Genomic DNA, 17,067 nt, shown 5'->3' with positions numbered 1-17,067 from the left:
ATCCTCGTTCATCCCTCCCCCGTACACAAAGGGGGACGTGGGACATGGGTGCAGTCGACGTTGCGGTGATCGGCGCGGGGCCGGCGGGGTTGACCGCCGCTTACCTGTTGGGGAAAGCCGGTTATTCCGTCACCGTGATCGAGCGCGACCCGACCTATGTCGGCGGCATCAGCCGCACGGTCGAGCATCAGGGCTTCCGATTCGACATCGGCGGCCACCGCTTCTTCTCCAAGTCGAAGGAGGTCGTCGACCTCTGGAACGAGCTGCTGCCCGACGATTTCATCGAGCGGCCGCGGATGAGCCGCATCTATTACGAGGGTAAGTTCTACAGCTACCCGCTGCGCGCCTTCGAGGCGCTGGCGAACCTTGGGCTTTGGCGCTCGAGCTTGTGCATGGCGAGCTATCTTAAAGCGAAGCTGCGGCCCAACCCCAACGTCCGCTCGTTCGAGGACTGGGTGGTCAACCAGTTCGGCTGGAAGCTCTACTCCATCTTCTTCAAGACCTACACCGAGAAGGTCTGGGGCATGCCCTGCGACCGGATGTCGGCCGATTGGGCGGCGCAGCGCATCAAGGGCCTGTCGCTCGGCGCGGCGGTGCTGGACGGCCTCAAGCGCTCGCTCGGCCTCAACAAGCGCCCGAACGACGGCATGCAGACCAAGACGCTGCTCGAATCCTTCCGCTATCCGCGGCTCGGGCCCGGCATGATGTGGGACGCCGCGCGCGACCGGGTGGTCGAGCACGGCAACCGCGTGCTGATGGGCCACGCGCTCAAGCAGCTTCGTCACGACGACGCGACCGGACGTTGGGTCGTGCAGGCGACCGATCAGGCGGGCGAGAAGGTCACGATCAACGCCGGCCACGTCATCTGTTCGGCACCCATGCGCGAGCTGGCGGGTCGCCTCCATCCGCTGCCGCAGACGCTGCCGCAGGCGTCCGCCTTACGCTACCGCGACTTCCTGACGGTGGCGCTGATGGTGCGCTCGCCCGACCTGTTCCCCGACAACTGGATCTACATCCACGATTCGAAGGTGAAGGTCGGCCGCGTCCAGAACTTCCGCTCCTGGTCGCCCGAGATGGTGCCCGACCCCGAGATCGCCTGCGTCGGCCTCGAATATTTCTGCTTCGAGGGCGACGGGCTCTGGTCTTCGTCCGACGACGACTTGGTGGCGCTCGCGACGCGCGAGATGGCGACCTTGGGCCTGCTCGAACCCTCCCAGGTCGAAGGCGGCGTGGTGGTGCGCCAGGAGAAGGCCTATCCCGTCTACGACGACGATTACCGCGACAATGTCGACGCGATGCGCGAGGAGCTGGAGGCGCGCCACCCGACGCTCCACTGCGTGGGCCGCAACGGCATGCACCGCTACAACAACCAGGACCATGCGATGATGACGGCGATGCTGACCGTCCGCAACATCCAGGCCGGCGAGCGGGTGTACGACATTTGGAGCGTCAACGAGGACGCCGAGTACCACGAGGCCGGCCGCGAAGGCGAGCAGGCGGCGCTGAACAGCGTGCGTGCGGTGCCGACCCGGATCGCCGCCTGATGCTGGGCCGGTCCCTCCAGGACCGGCTCTGGCCGGCGGTGGTCGGCGCCTGGCTGCTCGCGCTCGCGCTGTCCGCGTATAGCTGGGGCAAGCGCATCCCCCATCTGCTCTTTCCGGATCCCGACGACGCTATGCGCCTGATGCAGGTGCGCGACTGGCTGGCGGGGCAGAGCTGGTGGGACGTGGCGCAGCATCGGCTGAACGGCGGTGACTTCCCGATGCACTGGTCGCGGCTCGTCGACCTGCCCATCGCCGCGACGCTCCTCGTCTTCGATCCGCTGGTCGGCCCCGCGCTCGCCGACCGCGTCGCCGGCGCGATCGTGCCCGCCGCCACGCTGCTCGTCATCCTCGCCCTGTGCGCCGCGCTGACGCGGCGCCTGGCGGGGCCGGAGGCGGCCCGGCTCGCCGTCCTGGTCGTGCCGCTCGCCATCCCGATCCTGATCCAGGTCCAGCCGATGCGGCTCGACCATCATGCCTGGCAGATCGCCTGCGCGGTCGCCGCCCTGATCCCGCTCGCGGGTCGCGCCGACGCCCGCAACGGAGCGCTGTCCGGGCTCGCGCTCGCCACCCTGCTCACCATATCCTTGGAAGGCCTGCCGTTCACCGTCGCGGCGGCGGGCGTGGCCGCGCTGGCCTGGGCGTTCGAGCCCGCGCGGCGCGCCTTTCTGCTCGCGCAGCTCTGGACGCTAGCGGGCGCGGCCGCCCTGATGCACGGCGCGACGCGCGGGCCGGGCTTCATGCTGTCCGCCTGCGACGCGGTCTCGCCCGTGTGGCTCGCCGCGCTCGCCGCGGCCGCCGCGGGCGTCGCCGTCGCCACGCGCCTGCCCGCGCCCGACATGCGCTGGCGGGTGGGCGCGCTCGTTCCCGCCGCCCTGGCCTCGGCCGCCGTGCTGCTCCTGATCGAGCCCCGCTGCGCGAGCGGGCCGTTCGCCACCCTGCCCCCGCTCGTGCGCGACCTCTGGTACGACAGCGTGCGCGAGGGGCTCCCCGTGTGGCGCCAGCTGCCCGTGGTGGCGGCCGCGACCTTGGGGCTGCCGCTGTTCGGGATCGTCGGCACCTGGCTCGCCTGGCGCGACGCGGCCGCCGAGCGCCGCCCGGCCTGGGCGATCACGCTGGCGGTCCTGGTCGCCGCCACGATCGTCGCCGCCACCGTGATCCGCGCGGGCGGCGTCGCCAACGCCGTCGCGACGCCGGGCGCGGCGGTGCTGCTGCTCCGGCTGCTGCGCCGGGCGCGCGCGATCGGCAGCCTCGTCCCGCGCGTGGTCGCCACGGCCGGCGCGCTGTTGCTCGCCTCGCCGGGCGTGGCCTTCGCCGCGCTGGCGTCGCTCGGCGGCGCGGCGGAGGAGGCCGCGCCCGCGGACGGGCCCGAGCCGTGCACCGAGTTCGCCGACATCCGCGCCGTCCGCGCCCTGCCCCCCTCCGTCGTCTTCGCACCCATCGACGTCACGCCCGACATGCTCGCGACGAGCGCGCATCGCGGCATATCGGGCGGCTATCACCGCAACGCCGACGCCATCCACTTCGTGTTCCGAACCTTCACCGCGCCGCCCGAGAGCGCGCGCGAGATGGTGGAGGGCACGGGCGCGGCCTATGTCGCGGGCTGCCCGGGCCTGAACGAGACGGAGCTGTACAAGTACGTCGCGCCGAACGGCTTATGGGCGCGGCTCGAGCGCGGCGACGCGCCCGACTGGCTGCGGCCGGTGCGCTTGCCGGGATCGCCCGTCAGGGTCTGGCGCGTCATCCGGCGCTGACCGCTTGCCCCCTGGTGAGCCCCGCCGCTAGATGCGGCGGTGCTTCCCCCTGAGCAGCTTCATTGGTGGCAGACCCGTTGGTTCGCGGCGCTGGCCGCGGTGCTGGCGACCGTGCCGCTATGGTGGCCCGAGGTCCCGCCGCTCGTCGACCTGCCCGGCCATATGGGTCGTTACCGCGTCCAGCTGGACATCGGCGACGCGCCCCGCCTCGCGCAATGGTACGACTTCCAATGGCAGCTGATCGGCAACCTCGGCGTCGATCTTCTGATCGAGCCCTTGTCGCGGATCTTCGGGCTGGAGCTCGGCGTCAAGCTGATCGTCATGGCCATTCCCGCGCTTACCGTCGCGGGGCTGCTGTGGATCGCGCGCGAGGTGCACGGGCGCGTGCCCGCCACCGCCTTGTTCGCGCTGCCGCTGGCGTACGGCTACCCGTTCCAGTTCGGCTTCGTGAACTTCGCGCTGTCGATGGCGCTGGCGCTCAACGGGTTCGCGTTGTGGCTCCGGCTCGCGCGCTATGGCCGCCTGCGCCCGCGCGCGGTGCTGTTCGTGCCGCTCTCGTGCCTTCTCTGGCTCTGCCACACCTTCGGCTGGGGCGTGCTGGGCGTGTTGGCCTTCTCGGCCGAGCTGATCCGCCAGCATGACCTGGCCGGCGGCGAGCGGGGCTTCGCCAAGCGGTGGCTCATCCCATCGATCAGGGCGGGCCTGGGCTGCCTGCCGCTGGCTTTGCCCATGCTGCTCATGCTCGCATGGCGGTCGGGCGACCATGTCACGGGCCAGACGGGGGACTGGTTCAATTTCCGCGCGAAGTTCGCCTGGATCCTGATGATCCTGCGCGACCGCTGGATCTGGTGGGACGTGGCGTCGGTGACGGTGCTCTACCTGATCCTGTTCAAGGGCGTGCGCGACGAACGGATCGAGTATTCGCGCAACCTCGCCATCTCCGCGCTCTTCCTGCTCCTCGTCTTCTTCCTCTTGCCGCGCATCGTGTTCGGCTCGGCCTATGCCGACATGCGCCTCATCCCCTTCGTCGTGGCGGTGGCGCTGATCGCGATCCGGCCCAAGCGCGGGCTGTCGCTGAAGGGGGCCGCGACGATCGCAGCGCTGGGGCTCGCCTTCTTCCTCGCGCGCCTGAGCGGCACGACCTGGAGCTACGCGCTCTACGACCGGAGCTACGACCGCGCGCTCGCTGCGCTGCCGCACGTGCCCGTGGGCGCGCGCGTCGTCACCTTCGTCGGCCGGCGCTGCCGCGACGACTGGGCCTACTCGCGGCTGGAGCATATCCCGGCGATGCTGCTGGTGCGGCGCCTCGCCTACTCGAACGACCAATGGTCGATGGCGGGCGCGCAGCTGCTGACGACGCGCTACTTCCCCGCGCGCGGATACGCGCACGATCCCAGCCAGATGGTCACCGACCGCCAGTGCCGCTACGAACTGTGGCGGCCGATCGAGAAGGCGCTAGCCGGGTTTCCGCGACAGGCGTTCGACTATGTCTGGATCCTGCAGCCGCCGCCCTACGATCCCCGGCTACTGAGCGGCCTCACGCCCGTGTGGCGCGACGGTGAGCACCTGCTCCTCCGCGTCGACGCCAAAGAACGGATTGGGCGCACTCAGCCGGCGCAGCGCTTGAACGGCGTGAACGCCTCCAGGTAATCGCGCTCCGCAGCTACCCCCGCCCGCTCGCGGCGAAGGAAATCGGCGACGGCGGTGCGGAAATTGGGGTCCGGCAGATAATGCGCCGACCAGGTGGCGACGGGCGCGTAGCCGCGCGCGAGCTTGTGCTCGCCCTGCGCGCCCGCCTCGACGTATTGGAGGCCGCGCGCGATCGCGGCGTCGATCGCCTGGTAATAGCAGAGCTCGAAATGGAGGAACGGCACCTCCTCCACGCAGCCCCAATAGCGTCCGTAGAGCGTGTCCGCGCCGAGGAGGTTGAGCGCGCCCGCGATCGGCCGGCCGTCCCGCTCGGCAAGGATCAGCAGCGTCCGGTCCGCCATGCGCTCGCCCAGGAGCGAGAAGAAGCGACGGGTCAGATAGGGGCGACCCCACTTCCGGCTGCCGGTGTCCTGGTAGAAGCGCCAGAACGCGTCCCAATGCGCCTCGGTCAGCTCCGCGCCGGTGAGGTGACGAATGGTGAGCCCCTCCACCGCCGCCTCGCGCTCCTTGCGGATCGACTTGCGCTTGCGGCTGGCGAGCGCGGCCAGGAAGTCGTCGAACGTCGCGTAGCCGTCATTGGCCCAGTGGAACTGCACGCCCTCGCGGATCAGCCAACCCTGCCGCTCGAACAGCGGCACTTGCCCAGGGCTGACGAAGGTCGCGTGCGCCGACGACAGCCCGTGCTGGTCGACCACCGCCTCCACCGCCGCGAGCAGCGCGGACGCAGCCGCGTCGTCGCGCAGCAGCAGGCGCGGGCCCGGCACGGGGCTGAAGGGCGATGCGAGCTGGAGCTTGGGGTAGTAGCGCCCGCCCGCGCGCTCATAAGCGTCGGCCCAGGCGTGGTCGAAGACATACTCGCCCTGGCTGTGGCTCTTGGCGTAGGCGGGCGCGACCGCGATCGGCGCACCGTCCTCACCGTCCACCACGATCGGCACCGCCTGCCAGCCCGACCGGCCGCCGACCGAGCCGGACTCCTCCAGGATCGACAGGAAATCGTGGGAGACGAACGGATTGCCCGTCCCCGCGCACGCGTCCCACTCCTCACGCGCGATCTGGCGGACGCCGTCGGCGAGGCGGGCGGTGACGGCGTCGGTCATGCGCGCCGCAACATAGGAGCGCCAGCCTGGCGCTCCAACCCGGTCAGCCGAGCTCGACCACCGCGTCCACCTCGACCGCGGCGCCCAGCGGCAGCACGGCCACGCCAACCGCTGAGCGCGCGTGGCGGCCGGCGTCGCCGAACAGCGCCACCATCAGCTCCGACGCGCCGTTCGCGACTTTGGGCTGGTCGGTGAAGGACGGCGCGGAGTTGACGAACACGCCGAGCTTCACGATCCGCTTCACGCGCCCGAAGCCGCCCAGCGCCGCCTTGATCTGCGCCGCCACCATCAGGCCGCAGAGCTTGGCGGCCTCCTGGCCCTCCTCCAGCGTCAGCCCGTCGCCTAGGCGGCCGGTCACGACCTGGCCGTCGCGGAAGGGCAGCTGGCCGGACAGGTGCAGCATGCCACCGGCCTCGACGGCGGGCACATAGGCCGCGACGGGAGCCGCGGCCTGGGGGAGGGTGAGGCCGAGCTCGGCCAGCTTCGCGTCGATCTGTGCGTCCATGCCCGCCCGCTGTCTCAAGCTTCCGCGCGGGTCAAGTCCGTGGCGGGCAGGCTGGCGGTGAAGCGGCCGATGATCCAGCGCGTCGCATCCCGCCAGTCGTCGATGCGCGCGTGCGCGTGGGGCGAGAGCGGGATGTGCGGCGCGAGCTCGGGCTCGGACACCATGTGTAGCCGGTGGACCTCGGGCGCGTGCGCCGCGACCGACTCGTGGTGGACGGGCAGATCGTCGACGAACACCGTCACCGGGTGGCCGTGCTCCGCGACGAGCGTCGCCACGGGGTCGCCCTTGCCGCCCCGGTTGCACTCGACGCGGTGCTCGATGCCGAAACGCGCCAGCTGCTCGATGCGCGGCTCGCGGCACTGGTCGCCCAAATTGGTGAGGATCACCACATCGGCAAGCTCCGCGATCACCGCCAGCGACTCGGCCGCGTGCGGCACGAGCGTCTGCCGCCCCATCTCATGCGGAAAAAAGCCGTCGAGCAGCTCCCACACCTTTTCGCGGCCGGGCGCCTCGCCCGTCGCGCGGTGGCGGAGCGAGGAGAAGATCTCCGGGCTGCCGACCGTGAAGTCCATGTCGTGCCGCTCGCCCACCCAGTCGCCGAAGTGGCGTACCATGTGCAGCAGCACCTCGTCGCAGTCGCAGATGAGCAGCGGCCTCACCATCTCGGGCCCTCCAGCTCCTCATGCGCCCGGACCAGCGCTTCCGGTTTCACCTCCAACTCCTCGGCGCACGCCAGGAGGTCGGGCTGGTGCGCCTCCAGGAAGCCCAGCACCGCCGACAGCACGGCGGGCTCGCCCGCGCGGGCGCGCAGGTCGGCGGGGTCGAGGCCGGTCACGTCGAGCAGCCGCTGGGCGCGATCGGGCTCGGATAAGGTCCAGACCAGGGCTTTCAGGCCGAGCGCCGTCGCATCGGGAATTGTGTCTCTGTCGCGCAATGGGTTACATCCGGTAAGCGAGGGGCGGTGGAGGGAAGGGGGAATCTGGTGCCCAAGGTGCTCGTTGTCGAGGACAACGAACTCAACCTGAAACTGTTCTGCGACCTGTTGCGCGCGCACGGCTACTCCGCCGAGCCGGTGCGCGACGGGCGCGACGCGGTGGCGCGCGCGCGCGACTTCCGCCCCGACCTCATCGTCATGGACGTGCAGATGCCCCACGTCACGGGCTACGATATCCTGCTGGAGCTGAAGGCCGATCCCGAGCTGCGGACGATACCGGTGATGGCGGTGACCGCGTACGCGGGCCGCGACGACGAGGATCGCTTACGTGGTGCGGGTGCCAAGGCGTACGTGTCGAAGCCGATCAGCCTGCATCGGTTCATGAGCGAAGTGAAGGCGCTGGCGTGAGGCGCGAAAAAGCCGCGGACGAGGGCGGCCGCGGCTCTTTGGCTGAACTAGAAGAAGTACGCCGCGGCAAAGCCGCGTCGTCGAACCTAGCTGAAGCTAGGCCGGCCGAGCTTGGGCGAGTCTTGCGTCAGCTTCGCTGGCGCAAGCCGCCCGGCGCTCACTTAATCTTCGCTTCCTTGAACTCGACGTGCTTGCGCGCGACGGGGTCGTACTTGCGGAAGGAGAGCTTCTCGGTCTTGGTCCGCGGGTTCTTCTTGGTGACGTAGAAGAAGCCGGTGTCGGCGGAGCTCACGAGCTTGATCTTGACGGTGGTCGGCTTGGCCACGGGCCTAATCCTCGGACGAAACGTGAAAAAGCGGCGGGCACGGGCCCACCGCTCGACAGGCGGCGGCTCATGACGGAAGCGGCTGCTCAAGTCAACCGTCACGCACCTTAACGTGACCTTCACGCCTTCCGGCGCAGCATGATCGCCCGAAGGAGGACGCGCCATGCACGCAGGGCTGGAGGGGGTCAGGACGGAGTTGCACGGGCGCATCGCCGCGATCGGCGCGCGCACGGCGTCGCGCGTGGAGTTGGCGCAGGAGATCGACGCCATCCGCGCCATCGCGCACCGCGCCGGCATGCACCCCGCCGTCACCGTCGCGCACCTGCTCGACGACGCGCTGTCGCGCGGCGAGCACGGGCCGCTGGTGCATGGCTGGCTGTCGGTGCTGAACGACGCGGTGGCGAGCGCCCGGCACGACGCGGCCGCCTGCGACACCTTCGCCGCCGCCTGCGCGGTCAGGTTCAACGGCTGACCTCAAGTGGACGCGCTCATGGCGGCGCTGGTCGCCGGCGCGCTCGCGCAGGTCGGCGACCGGCCCGCCTGGCTCGCCGCCGTCCTGGCGGACCGCTACCGCAACCCCCCCATCGTCACCGCAGCAGCCGCAATCGCGCTGCTCGCCGCGAGCCTCCTCGCCTGCGCGGGCGCGGCGCTGGTCGCGGGCAAGCTGACGCCCGAGGCGGGCCGGCTGTTCCTGGCGCTAGCGCTGGTTTTTCAGGGCGCGGGCGGCCTGCTCCGGGTAAGAGCGCCCGACCGGCTTGAGCGCTGGCGTTTGGGCGCATTCGGCACGAGCGCGGCCGGGCTGTTCATCCTCTTCTTCGGCGACGGGCTGCAGTTCATCGTGCTCGCCCTCGCCGCCCGGTCCGAGCTGCCCTGGGCGGCCGGGGTCGGCGCCACGCTGGGCGCGCTCGCCGTCGTCGCGCCCGCGGCGTTCACTGGCGAGCGCGGCTGGACCGCCCTGCCCCAATCGCTCCTGCGCCGCATCGCGTCCGCGCTGTTCCTCATCGCAGGCCTTTGGAACGGGCTGTCGGCTCTGCGCCTCGTCTGAGCGAGGCGGGAGCCAATCGGCGGTCGCGTCGTTCCGCCTCCGACTAGCATCGGAGCACCGCCATGGCCGACGCCGCCCCCGTGCCCCTCGACACGCCCACGGACCTCAACCGCAACGACACGCGCACGGTGGCCGACGCGCTCAATGTCGCGCTCGCCGACGCCTATGCGCTCTATCTCAAGACCAAGAACTACCACTGGCACGTCTCGGGCCCGCACTTCCGCGACTACCACCTGATGCTCGACGAGCAGGCGGCGCAGATCCTGGCCGTTACCGACGTGATCGCCGAGCGCGTGCGCAAGACGGGCAACACGACGCTCCGCTCGATCGGCGATATCGCGTGCCGCCAGACGATCCGCGACGACGACCGCGATTTCGTGCCGCCGCACGACATGCTGGCGACGCTGCGCGAGGACAACCTTCACCTCGTCGAGGTCTTCCGCGACGCGCGCGAGCGGGCGGAGGAGGCTCGGGATACGGCGACGTCGAGCCTGGCGGACGAGTGGATCGACCAGGCGGAAGAGAGGGCTTGGTTCCTGTTCGAGGCGAGCCGGAGGAGCTAAGCCAAGCTTAGCTCTCCGAAAAGCTCGCCGAGCGGCCGACGGGTCGGCCCAGCCGAACCCGATCGACGACGTGGCTTCGCCGCGGCGCTCCCCAGCGATTCGCCTTTCACCCCACATCCGCTACCCTCCCGCCCGGGAGGACTCGCCGATGCTAAAACCCACCACCCTCGCCTTCCTACTCGCCGCCGCGCCCGTTGCCGCCCAGGAAACCCGCTCCCTCGCCCCCGGCGCGCCTTCACCCCCCGCCACGATCGACCAGCTCGCCTGGCTAGAAGGCGCCTGGACCGGCGACGGCCTGGGCGCGCCCGCAACCGAGGTCTACTCCGCGCCCCAAGCCGGGCAGATCGCCGGCCACTTCGTCCAGACCGACCCCAAGGGCGGCGTCATGTTCTACGAGCTCCTCCAGATCGCGCCGCGTGGGCGTTCGCTCGTCTACCGCTTGCGCCACTTCAACGCCGACCTGACCGGCTGGGAGGACGCCAAGCCGAAAAAAGCGGTCGAGTTCCCGCTGGTCGCGATTGATGGGGACGCCGCCTATTTCGACGGCCTGACGCTCAAGCGCACCGGACCCGACGCGATGACCGCAACGGTGCGCATCGGCGGCGAGGGCGGCCCCAAGGAGGTCAGCTTCCGCTATCGTCGGGTGAGGCGCTGACCGCGGCTCAAGGCGCGTGCACCGCCCCGCGCTTGATCACCAGCGCCACGCGTTCGAGCGCGCCCAGGTCCGCCAGCGGGTCCGCTTCCAGCGCCACCAGGCTCGCCTCCGCGCCTTCCGCGAACGCGCCCACCCGTCGGTCGGGGAACAGGAGCCGTGGCGTGTCGGCGACGGCGACGCGCAGCAGCTCGGGCCGCGTCATCACCTGAAGGCCGTCGACCGCCCGCACCTCGTCGACCACCGACCCGCCATAGACGTCCGAGCCCAGCGCCAGCCGCACCCCCGCCGCGCGCAGCCGCCGGAGGTTGTCGGCGTGGTTGGCCATGAGCGCCGCGCGCTCGCCGGGCCTGGCCTGGAGGAAGTAGCGCGCCGCCGCCACCGTGGTGATCACGACCGTTCCTCGCCGCTTCGCCTCCGCGATCGCCGCGTCCGACAGACGGTAATCCGCCGCCGTCTTGCCGCGCGCGAAGCGGTAGCCGGGCAGGTGCGCCACCATGTCGACGCCCGCCCCCGCCGCGCGCGCGAAATCGTCGGCGGTGTCGATATGCGCCGCCACCTTCGCGCCTACGCCATGCGCGCGCCGTACGATTTCGGGCACGAGCGCGGGGTCGAGGCCGTTATGCCCGAACAGCGCCGGGTTCGCGCGGTTGGCCGCGTAGTTCGCCGCGTCGATCAGGATCACCTTGATCAGCTTGGGTTTGGATGCCGCGATCCGGTCCCAGCGCGTGGCGAGGTCGGCGGGCGTGTCGACCGACCAATAGCTCTTGTCGCGGACGTCCTCGGGCTTGACCTCCATGCCGGCCGCCTTGGCGCCCGCCAGCGCCATGCCGAGCGGATGCCCGTCGGACGACGAGATGCAGCCGTCCGCCCACAGCACGTCGGGTGCCGCGGGCCCGTCCAGGAACCCGCGGTACGGCGCCACGTCGCCCGGCGTCGCGCACATCTGCACCGTGTAGAGCACGCCGCGCCTGAGGTAGGCGGCGGCGTTGCTCGCGGCGTTCCAGCTGTTCTGCAGGTCGTGCGCGTGCGCCTCGGCGAGCGGCGGGATCACCCAGCGGCCCGTCAGGTCCACGACCGCGTCGACGCGCGCGGGCCGGGTTCGCGTGAACCGCCCGCCGACCGCGTACCATTCGCTTGGGCCGAACCGCTCGCCGTCGAACCATTGCCCACCCCGCAGGTGCAGCGCCGGCGCCCGCGCGGCGGGCTGCGGAGCCTGTTGCGCCGCGGTCGAACCGGCGGCGAGGACCAGGAGGAGGGTGGCGAGGAGGCGCGTCATGCGGCGCAGCCTATCAGCGCCCATCGAACGCGCCAGCCCCGGCCCGATTACCCGCCCAGCGTCAGCAGCCACCAATCCGGCGGCGCGCCGAAGCGGAGCGGCAGGACGCTCGTCCCCGTCCCCGCCGTGACCACCGTCAGCCGCCCGCCCTCGCGCACCAGCCCGCAACGGTAGCGCGGCGCGGATACCTCGACGGGCGGCCCCCACCCCGGCAGCACGATCTGGCCGCAATGCGTGTGCCCGGCCAGCAGCAGCGGCAGCCCGGCCGGAAGCCTCGGCGCAACGTCGGGCGAGTGGGAGACCGCAAGCGGCGCGCCGCCCACCTCCCGCATCGCCGCAGCGGTGGCGACCACGTCCTCACGGCGGTTGACCATGTCGTCGATCCCGCCGACCGCGAGCGGGCCGCGGCGCACCGCTCGGTTGGCGAGCACCGTCACGCCCGCCCCTTCCAACGCGCGGCGCACGCGGGGCGCGTCCGTCCAGTACTCGTGGTTACCGAGCACCGCGACCGTGCCCAGCGGCGCGCGCAACCCGCTCAGCGCGGACAGCCCCGGCGCGACCAGCGCGTCGCGCGGTTCGTGTCCGGCGATGTAGTCGCCCGCCAGCACCACCAGATCGGGCCGGAGCGCGTTGGCCTGCGCCACCAGCCGTTCCAGTCGCGCGCGGTCGGTCGCCCGGTCTCCGAGGTGGAGGTCGCTCCACAACAGCAAGCGTACCGTCCGCTCGCCGACGGGCCAGTTCGGCAGCGACACGGCGGCGCGCCGGACCACGGGATCGCGCCGCGCCTGCGCGTGCATCCAGGCGAGCGACGCGGCCCCGATCAGGAATAGGATCAGCAGCGGACGGAGAAAGCGACGCACCCGTAACGATTAGCGGGAGCGCGCGGGCTTGCCTATGCGTTCGCACCCCATGCACGCCTTCGCAGCGCTACTCGACTCGCTCATCTACACCCGCAGCCGCAACGCCAAGCTCAAGCTGGTCGAGGATTATCTGAAGGCCACGCCCGACCCGGACCGCGGTTGGGCGATGGCGGCGCTGACCGAGGACCTCGACCTCCCCGCGGTCAAGCCGGCGCTGATCCGTGCGCTGGTGGAGACGCGCGTCGATCCCGTGCTCTTCCGCATGAGCCGCGACTTCGTGGGCGACACGGCGGAGACGGTGTCGCTGCTCTGGCCCGCACCCATCGTGCCGGCCGATCCCGCGCCTATCAGCGTGACGGAGGCGGTGGAGCGCCTGCGCCACCTGTCGCGCTCCGACGCACCCGCCGAGCTCGGCCGCATGCTCGACCGATTGGACGCGGAGGAACGGTTCGCGCTGCTCAAGATGGCGACCGGCGAGACGCGCATCGGCCTCTCGGCGCGCCTCGCCAAGACCGCGCTCGCGCAAGCCTACGGGCAGGACGTCGACCTGATCGAGGAGCTGTGGCACGGGCTCGAGCCGCCCTACACGGCCCTGTTCGAATGGCTGGAGGGCCGCGCCCCGCAGCCCACCCCCGCCGACGTCCCCACCTTCCGCCCCTTCATGCTCGCGCACGGGCTGGAGGACGCGCGCGTGTCGCTCGACGTGTATGCGGCCGAGTGGAAATGGGACGGCATCCGCGTCCAGATCGTGCGCGTCGGCGACCAGACACGCCTCTACAGCCGCACGGGCGACGACGTGACCGGCTCCTTCCCCGACGTCGCGGGCGCGTTCAGCGAGCCGGGCGTCGTCGACGGCGAGCTGATGGTGAAGGGCGAGCACCAGGGCGCCGGCATCGAGGTGGAGGGCGCGGCGAGCTTCAATGCGCTTCAGCAGCGGCTCGGGCGCAAGGTCGTCTCGCAGAAGATGCTGAGCGACTACCCCGCCTTCGTCCGCCTCTACGACATGCTCGTCGACGGGACGGAGGACATTCGGCACCTGCCCTGGACGGAGCGGCGGGAGCGGCTGGAGGCGTTCGTGCCCCGGCTAGACCCCGACCGCTTCGACCTGTCGGGGGTAATCGAGGCCGAGGACTTCACCGAGCTGGAGGCGATCCGCGCGGGCGCGCGCGACGCGGCGATCGAGGGCGTGATGCTCAAGCGGCGCGATAGCCCGTACGTCGGCGGCCGCCGCGCGGGCCTATGGTACAAGTGGAAACGCGACCCGCTCACCGCCGACTGCGTCATGATGTATGCGCAGCGCGGCTCCGGGCGGCGGTCGAGCTATTACAGCGACTACACCTTCGGCTGCTGGAACGAGGAGGGCGAGCTCCAGCCCGTCGGCAAGGCGTATAGCGGCATCACCGACGAGGAGCTGCGCTTCCTCGACAAGTTCGTGCGCACGCACACGCTCAACCGCTTCGGCCCCGTGCGCGAGGTGGAGAAGACCATGGTGCTGGAGATCGCGTTCGACTCGATCCACGCGTCGACGCGGCACAAATCGGGCGTGGCGATGCGGTTTCCGCGGATCGCGCGGATTCGGACGGATAAGCCGGCGGCGGAGGCGGACCGCATCGAAACATTACGTCGGCTAGTCACCTAGCCGACGTAATGTTTCGGCGGTTCAGCCGACGCCGGCCGGCGGGCCACAGCCCGTCCGACGTCACGGGGCGAGGCCGCCCTCGCCCCGCTCGCGCGAGAGTCGGGATCGACCACATTAGCCCCGCCGCGGCGAAGCCGCGTCGTCGAACGCGGGCGGGCCCGCGCCGGCCGGCTTTGGGCGTCTCGCGGCTAGCTGTCGCTAGCCGCGTGCGCCCTGCAGCGTCTGCACATCCTGAATATGCTCCAGGATCCGCCCCCGCGCCAACGTCGCGATATGCCGGTTATGCGTGTTCCGCCCCTGCGACAGATACGTCTCCTGGATCTGGCGCAGCCGGTTGTGCCCGTCGAGCTGGCCCGTCAGGTACATCCGGTCGAACTCCGCGCCGTTCATCGACGCCAGCTGCTGCATCATCTGCCGGTCGGCGGGCGGCGGTGGAGGTGGCACCATGGGCATCAGCTCGCGCAGGATCGTCGCGATCCCCGTCTGCTCCTCCACTTCGAAGTTGGCGAACTGGCGCACCATCGGGTTCTGCGCTCGGCTCTGCGCCAGGCGGCTCGTCTCCAGCGCCACCGCGCCGACTTGCAGCGTGTCGGTGATGTGGCGGCGCTCGGGCGGGCCCATCTGCATCATGTTCATCATCTGGCCCATGCGCCGGCCCTGGCCCATGGCGGGCGCCGCGGCCAAACCCAGCGATCCCATGAGCATCGTCGTCCCGAAGGTCTTGCGATCCATCTCGCGCTCCTCTTCTCAGCCCGCCCGGAACGGGCAACGGGCGGCTCGGAGCAAAGTTCAACGATTGATGGAGGTTAGAAGCCACCCGCATCGTCACATGCCGATCGGCTCCGAAATGGACACTTCGGCTGTCGACTGATCCGCGGTACTGCCTATCCCGCCGAGGAAACGGGGGGAAGCATGGACGCCAAAGATTATGTCGTGAACGAGGTCTTACGCGACCCGCGCCGCTTCATGGTGCCCATCTACCAGCGCCGCTATCAGTGGAGCGACACGGAACTGGCGCCTTTCTGGCACGACGTGGTGGCCAAGGCGGACGAGGCGCTCTCCGGAGAGCTCCGCTTCCAGCATTACATGGGGGCGCTGATCCTCGCGCCCGGCGGCGACGGTTACAATGTGGGCGTCACGCCGCGCATCCAGGTGGTCGACGGCCAGCAGCGGCTCACCACCTTCCAGCTCTTCCTCGCCGCCTTGCGCGAGGTGGCGGAGCGGCGCGGCGTCCAAGACATCGTGCAGGGCATCCGGCCCTATCTGTTCAACCAGCCGATGAGCGGCGACGACGACCCGCTCACCCGGTTCAAGCTGTCGCCCACCCCGGCCGACCGAGACCTGATCCACACCATTATCGAGCGTCCCGCCGACGAGGTCCGCACACGCTACCCGGAATATTACTTCCAGAACGGCAACCCGCGGCAGACGGGCGTGCCGTTCGCCTTCGCCGCCTATCAGCGCTTCATGTGGTGGATCGACGACTATGCCCGTTACGGACTGGCATCGGCAGGCGATCGCGACGTGGGCGACGAAGCGGACGGCGACCAGGACTTAGGCCTTGCCGCACGCCGGCTCCACGCGCTCTTGCAGGCGCTTCTCAGCCACATGAAGCTGGTGGTGATCTCGCTGGGCGAGGGCGACGACGCGCAGGTCATCTTTGAAACGCTGAACAGCAAGGGCAAGCCGCTGCTCGCGATGGACCTGGTCCGCAACAACATCTTCCATCGTGCGGAGACGCAGGGCGAAGCGGCGGAGAACCTGTACCGCCGGCTATGGGGTACGTTCGAGGAACCGTTCTGGGAACAGGTCGCCCCCGGTGCCAGACCCGCGCGGCCCCGGCTCGACCATTTCCTCAGCCATGTGCTGACCGCCTTGACGGGCCAGGCGACCTCGCTTCGCGAACTCTACGCCGAGTACCGCAACTTCGCCCGGCCGCGCGGCAAGCAGCGTTTCGAGCGCGTGGAGGACGAGTTGGTCGCCTTGACCCGCTTCGCGCCCACCTACCTGACGCTGGAGGGCGCCGACGGCGAAGGCACCGCGCTCCACTGGCTCGGCCGCAAGCTCGCGAGCTGGGAGGTCACCACCGCCTACCCGGTCGCGTTCCAGGTCGCAGAGGCGGGCCTGAGCGAGGACGAAGCACGCGCGATCTACCGTCTGCTTTACTCCTACGTCGTCCGCCGCGCGATCTGCGGGCTGACTGCCAAAAATCTGAACGGCGTATTCCAGCGGATCGGCGCGCGTTTCCTGCGCGACGGCGGACCGTCGCTCGCGTCGCTCGTGGACAGCTTCGCCGAGCCCGTGGGGCCCGCGGTGCGCTTCCCGTCGGACGACGAGCTCCGCTGGGCGATGTGCAACAACCCGCTATACAAGTGGTTCAACAAGGGCGAGCGCCTCCAAGACGTGTTGTGGGAGCTGGAGGTCGCGAGCCGTGGGCCTTTTGCCGAGGCGCTGGCAAGGCCGTCGAGCTTGTGGATCGAGCATGTGATGCCGCAGTCCTGGGAAGCGCACTGGCCGCTGCCGGTCGCGGAGGGCGCGCCGGAGCAGCCCGAAGCCGAGCGGCGCGAACGCCTGATCCACACGCTCGGCAACCTGACGCTGACCACCGACCGGCTGAACATCTCGCTGGGCAACGGCATGTTCGAGGAAAAACGCGCCAAGCTCGACGCGAGCCTGCTCGCGCTCAACAAGTGGTTTGCCAGCCGCGGCGAGTGGAACGAGGCCGCGATCGAGGAGCGCAGCGCCGAACTGGCCGAGCGTGCGGTCACGATCTGGCCGCACCCGCTCGCGACAGGACTCGCCCAGCGCGGGTAAG

18 protein-coding genes are annotated in these 17,067 nt (G+C 70.5%); 10 read left to right on the top strand and 8 right to left on the bottom strand.

Annotation, left to right across the window (positions count from 1 at the left end; all coding sequences use genetic code 11):
* Window positions 1-44 precede the first annotated feature (44 nt).
* The 3 genes from CKY28_RS07995 to CKY28_RS07985 are packed head-to-tail and all read left to right on the top strand — an operon-like array spanning window position 45 to window position 4,945.
* The gene (locus CKY28_RS07995; protein WP_095997828.1) at window positions 45-1,544 is read left to right on the top strand and encodes an NAD(P)/FAD-dependent oxidoreductase; all 1,500 of its coding nucleotides are present in this window, start codon (window positions 45-47) and stop codon (window positions 1,542-1,544) included.
* Window positions 1,544-3,295 (top strand): hypothetical protein, encoded by a 1,752-nt coding sequence (locus tag CKY28_RS07990; protein WP_095997827.1) that lies wholly within the window; start codon window positions 1,544-1,546, stop codon window positions 3,293-3,295. The genes CKY28_RS07995 and CKY28_RS07990 overlap by 1 nt, the downstream gene beginning before the upstream one ends.
* A gap of 39 nt (window positions 3,296-3,334) precedes the next feature.
* Complete coding sequence (locus CKY28_RS07985; RefSeq protein ID WP_245841717.1) at window positions 3,335-4,945, top strand: hypothetical protein; 1,611 nt, start codon at window positions 3,335-3,337, stop codon at window positions 4,943-4,945.
* Here CKY28_RS07985 and CKY28_RS07980 read toward each other — a convergent pair.
* From CKY28_RS07980 to CKY28_RS07965, 4 genes are read right to left on the bottom strand one after another with little or no spacing between them, the layout of a single operon-like run.
* On the bottom strand, window positions 4,903-6,042 hold the full coding sequence (locus tag CKY28_RS07980; RefSeq protein WP_095997826.1) for a GNAT family N-acetyltransferase: 1,140 nt from the start codon (window positions 6,040-6,042) through the stop codon (window positions 4,903-4,905). The two genes, CKY28_RS07985 and CKY28_RS07980, sit on opposite strands and share 43 nt — an antisense overlap.
* A gap of 43 nt (window positions 6,043-6,085) precedes the next feature.
* Window positions 6,086-6,547, bottom strand: coding sequence for a RidA family protein (locus CKY28_RS07975; RefSeq protein WP_095997825.1), 462 nt, complete (start codon window positions 6,545-6,547; stop codon window positions 6,086-6,088).
* 14 nt (window positions 6,548-6,561) lie between these two features.
* A complete protein-coding gene (locus CKY28_RS07970) occupies window positions 6,562-7,206 on the bottom strand; it encodes a hypothetical protein (RefSeq protein WP_095998555.1) in 645 nt (214 codons plus the stop codon).
* Complete coding sequence (locus CKY28_RS07965; protein WP_095997824.1) at window positions 7,203-7,481, bottom strand: DUF3572 domain-containing protein; 279 nt, start codon at window positions 7,479-7,481, stop codon at window positions 7,203-7,205. The genes CKY28_RS07970 and CKY28_RS07965 overlap by 4 nt, the downstream gene beginning before the upstream one ends.
* Before the next feature lie 45 nt (window positions 7,482-7,526).
* On the opposite strand from CKY28_RS07965, the gene CKY28_RS07960 reads away from it, so the two are divergent.
* On the top strand, window positions 7,527-7,889 hold the full coding sequence (locus CKY28_RS07960) for a response regulator (protein WP_095998554.1): 363 nt from the start codon (window positions 7,527-7,529) through the stop codon (window positions 7,887-7,889).
* Window positions 7,890-8,046: 157 nt separating this feature from the next.
* On the opposite strand, the gene rpmG is transcribed toward CKY28_RS07960, so the two are convergent.
* Window positions 8,047-8,214, bottom strand: coding sequence for a 50S ribosomal protein L33 (gene rpmG, locus CKY28_RS07955; RefSeq protein WP_095997823.1), 168 nt, complete (start codon window positions 8,212-8,214; stop codon window positions 8,047-8,049).
* A gap of 163 nt (window positions 8,215-8,377) precedes the next feature.
* Here rpmG and CKY28_RS07950 point away from each other — a divergent pair, with 163 nt between their 5' ends.
* From CKY28_RS07950 to CKY28_RS07935, 4 genes are all read left to right on the top strand, one after another.
* Complete coding sequence (locus tag CKY28_RS07950; RefSeq protein ID WP_095997822.1) at window positions 8,378-8,686, top strand: hypothetical protein; 309 nt, start codon at window positions 8,378-8,380, stop codon at window positions 8,684-8,686.
* A gap of 6 nt (window positions 8,687-8,692) precedes the next feature.
* Window positions 8,693-9,259 carry a TMEM165/GDT1 family protein gene (locus tag CKY28_RS07945; RefSeq protein WP_095997821.1) on the top strand — a complete coding sequence of 189 codons (567 nt, stop codon included), beginning with the start codon at window positions 8,693-8,695 and terminating at the stop codon, window positions 9,257-9,259.
* Between the two features lie 62 nt (window positions 9,260-9,321).
* A complete protein-coding gene (locus CKY28_RS07940) occupies window positions 9,322-9,822 on the top strand; it encodes a Dps family protein (protein ID WP_095997820.1) in 501 nt (166 codons plus the stop codon).
* A gap of 148 nt (window positions 9,823-9,970) precedes the next feature.
* Window positions 9,971-10,477: a DUF6265 family protein gene (locus tag CKY28_RS07935; RefSeq protein WP_095997819.1), complete on the top strand. Its 507-nt coding sequence runs from the start codon at window positions 9,971-9,973 to the stop codon at window positions 10,475-10,477.
* A gap of 7 nt (window positions 10,478-10,484) precedes the next feature.
* Here CKY28_RS07935 and CKY28_RS07930 read toward each other — a convergent pair whose 3' ends face one another.
* Both CKY28_RS07930 and CKY28_RS07925 read right to left on the bottom strand, forming a co-directional pair.
* Window positions 10,485-11,753 carry an amidohydrolase family protein gene (locus CKY28_RS07930; protein ID WP_095997818.1) on the bottom strand — a complete coding sequence of 423 codons (1,269 nt, stop codon included), beginning with the start codon at window positions 11,751-11,753 and terminating at the stop codon, window positions 10,485-10,487.
* Window positions 11,754-11,800: 47 nt separating this feature from the next.
* Window positions 11,801-12,613 (bottom strand): metallophosphoesterase, encoded by an 813-nt coding sequence (locus tag CKY28_RS07925; RefSeq protein WP_245841715.1) that lies wholly within the window; start codon window positions 12,611-12,613, stop codon window positions 11,801-11,803.
* Between the two features lie 49 nt (window positions 12,614-12,662).
* On the opposite strand from CKY28_RS07925, the gene CKY28_RS07920 reads away from it, so the two are divergent.
* Window positions 12,663-14,252: a cisplatin damage response ATP-dependent DNA ligase gene (locus CKY28_RS07920; protein ID WP_095997817.1), complete on the top strand. Its 1,590-nt coding sequence runs from the start codon at window positions 12,663-12,665 to the stop codon at window positions 14,250-14,252.
* Between the two features lie 198 nt (window positions 14,253-14,450).
* On the opposite strand, the gene CKY28_RS07915 is transcribed toward CKY28_RS07920, so the two are convergent.
* Window positions 14,451-14,984 carry a DUF4142 domain-containing protein gene (locus CKY28_RS07915; protein WP_095997816.1) on the bottom strand — a complete coding sequence of 178 codons (534 nt, stop codon included), beginning with the start codon at window positions 14,982-14,984 and terminating at the stop codon, window positions 14,451-14,453.
* A gap of 180 nt (window positions 14,985-15,164) precedes the next feature.
* Here CKY28_RS07915 and CKY28_RS07910 point away from each other — a divergent pair, with 180 nt between their 5' ends.
* Window positions 15,165-17,066 carry a DUF262 domain-containing protein gene (locus CKY28_RS07910; RefSeq protein ID WP_095997815.1) on the top strand — a complete coding sequence of 634 codons (1,902 nt, stop codon included), beginning with the start codon at window positions 15,165-15,167 and terminating at the stop codon, window positions 17,064-17,066.
* Window position 17,067: the final 1 nt, after the last annotated feature.

The sequence above is a fragment of the Sphingomonas lenta genome (assembly GCF_002288825.1).
In the GTDB taxonomy this organism is placed as follows: domain Bacteria; phylum Pseudomonadota; class Alphaproteobacteria; order Sphingomonadales; family Sphingomonadaceae; genus Sphingomonas; species Sphingomonas lenta.
This window is presented reverse-complemented; position numbering and strand designations above follow the sequence as displayed.

Coding starts and splice junctions, on each gene's coding strand:
- CKY28_RS07950 (WP_095997822.1), top strand. CDS start 8,378: ATGCACGCAGGGCTGGAGGGGGTCAGGACGGAGTTGCACGGGCGCATC.
- CKY28_RS07990 (WP_095997827.1), top strand. CDS start 1,544: ATGCTGGGCCGGTCCCTCCAGGACCGGCTCTGGCCGGCGGTGGTCGGC.
- CKY28_RS07995 (WP_095997828.1), top strand. CDS start 45: ATGGGTGCAGTCGACGTTGCGGTGATCGGCGCGGGGCCGGCGGGGTTG.
- CKY28_RS07940 (WP_095997820.1), top strand. CDS start 9,322: ATGGCCGACGCCGCCCCCGTGCCCCTCGACACGCCCACGGACCTCAAC.
- CKY28_RS07910 (WP_095997815.1), top strand. CDS start 15,165: ATGGACGCCAAAGATTATGTCGTGAACGAGGTCTTACGCGACCCGCGC.
- CKY28_RS07920 (WP_095997817.1), top strand. CDS start 12,663: ATGCACGCCTTCGCAGCGCTACTCGACTCGCTCATCTACACCCGCAGC.
- CKY28_RS07935 (WP_095997819.1), top strand. CDS start 9,971: ATGCTAAAACCCACCACCCTCGCCTTCCTACTCGCCGCCGCGCCCGTT.
- CKY28_RS07980 (WP_095997826.1), bottom strand. CDS start 6,042: ATGACCGACGCCGTCACCGCCCGCCTCGCCGACGGCGTCCGCCAGATC.
- CKY28_RS07915 (WP_095997816.1), bottom strand. CDS start 14,984: ATGGATCGCAAGACCTTCGGGACGACGATGCTCATGGGATCGCTGGGT.
- CKY28_RS07930 (WP_095997818.1), bottom strand. CDS start 11,753: ATGACGCGCCTCCTCGCCACCCTCCTCCTGGTCCTCGCCGCCGGTTCG.
- CKY28_RS07975 (WP_095997825.1), bottom strand. CDS start 6,547: ATGGACGCACAGATCGACGCGAAGCTGGCCGAGCTCGGCCTCACCCTC.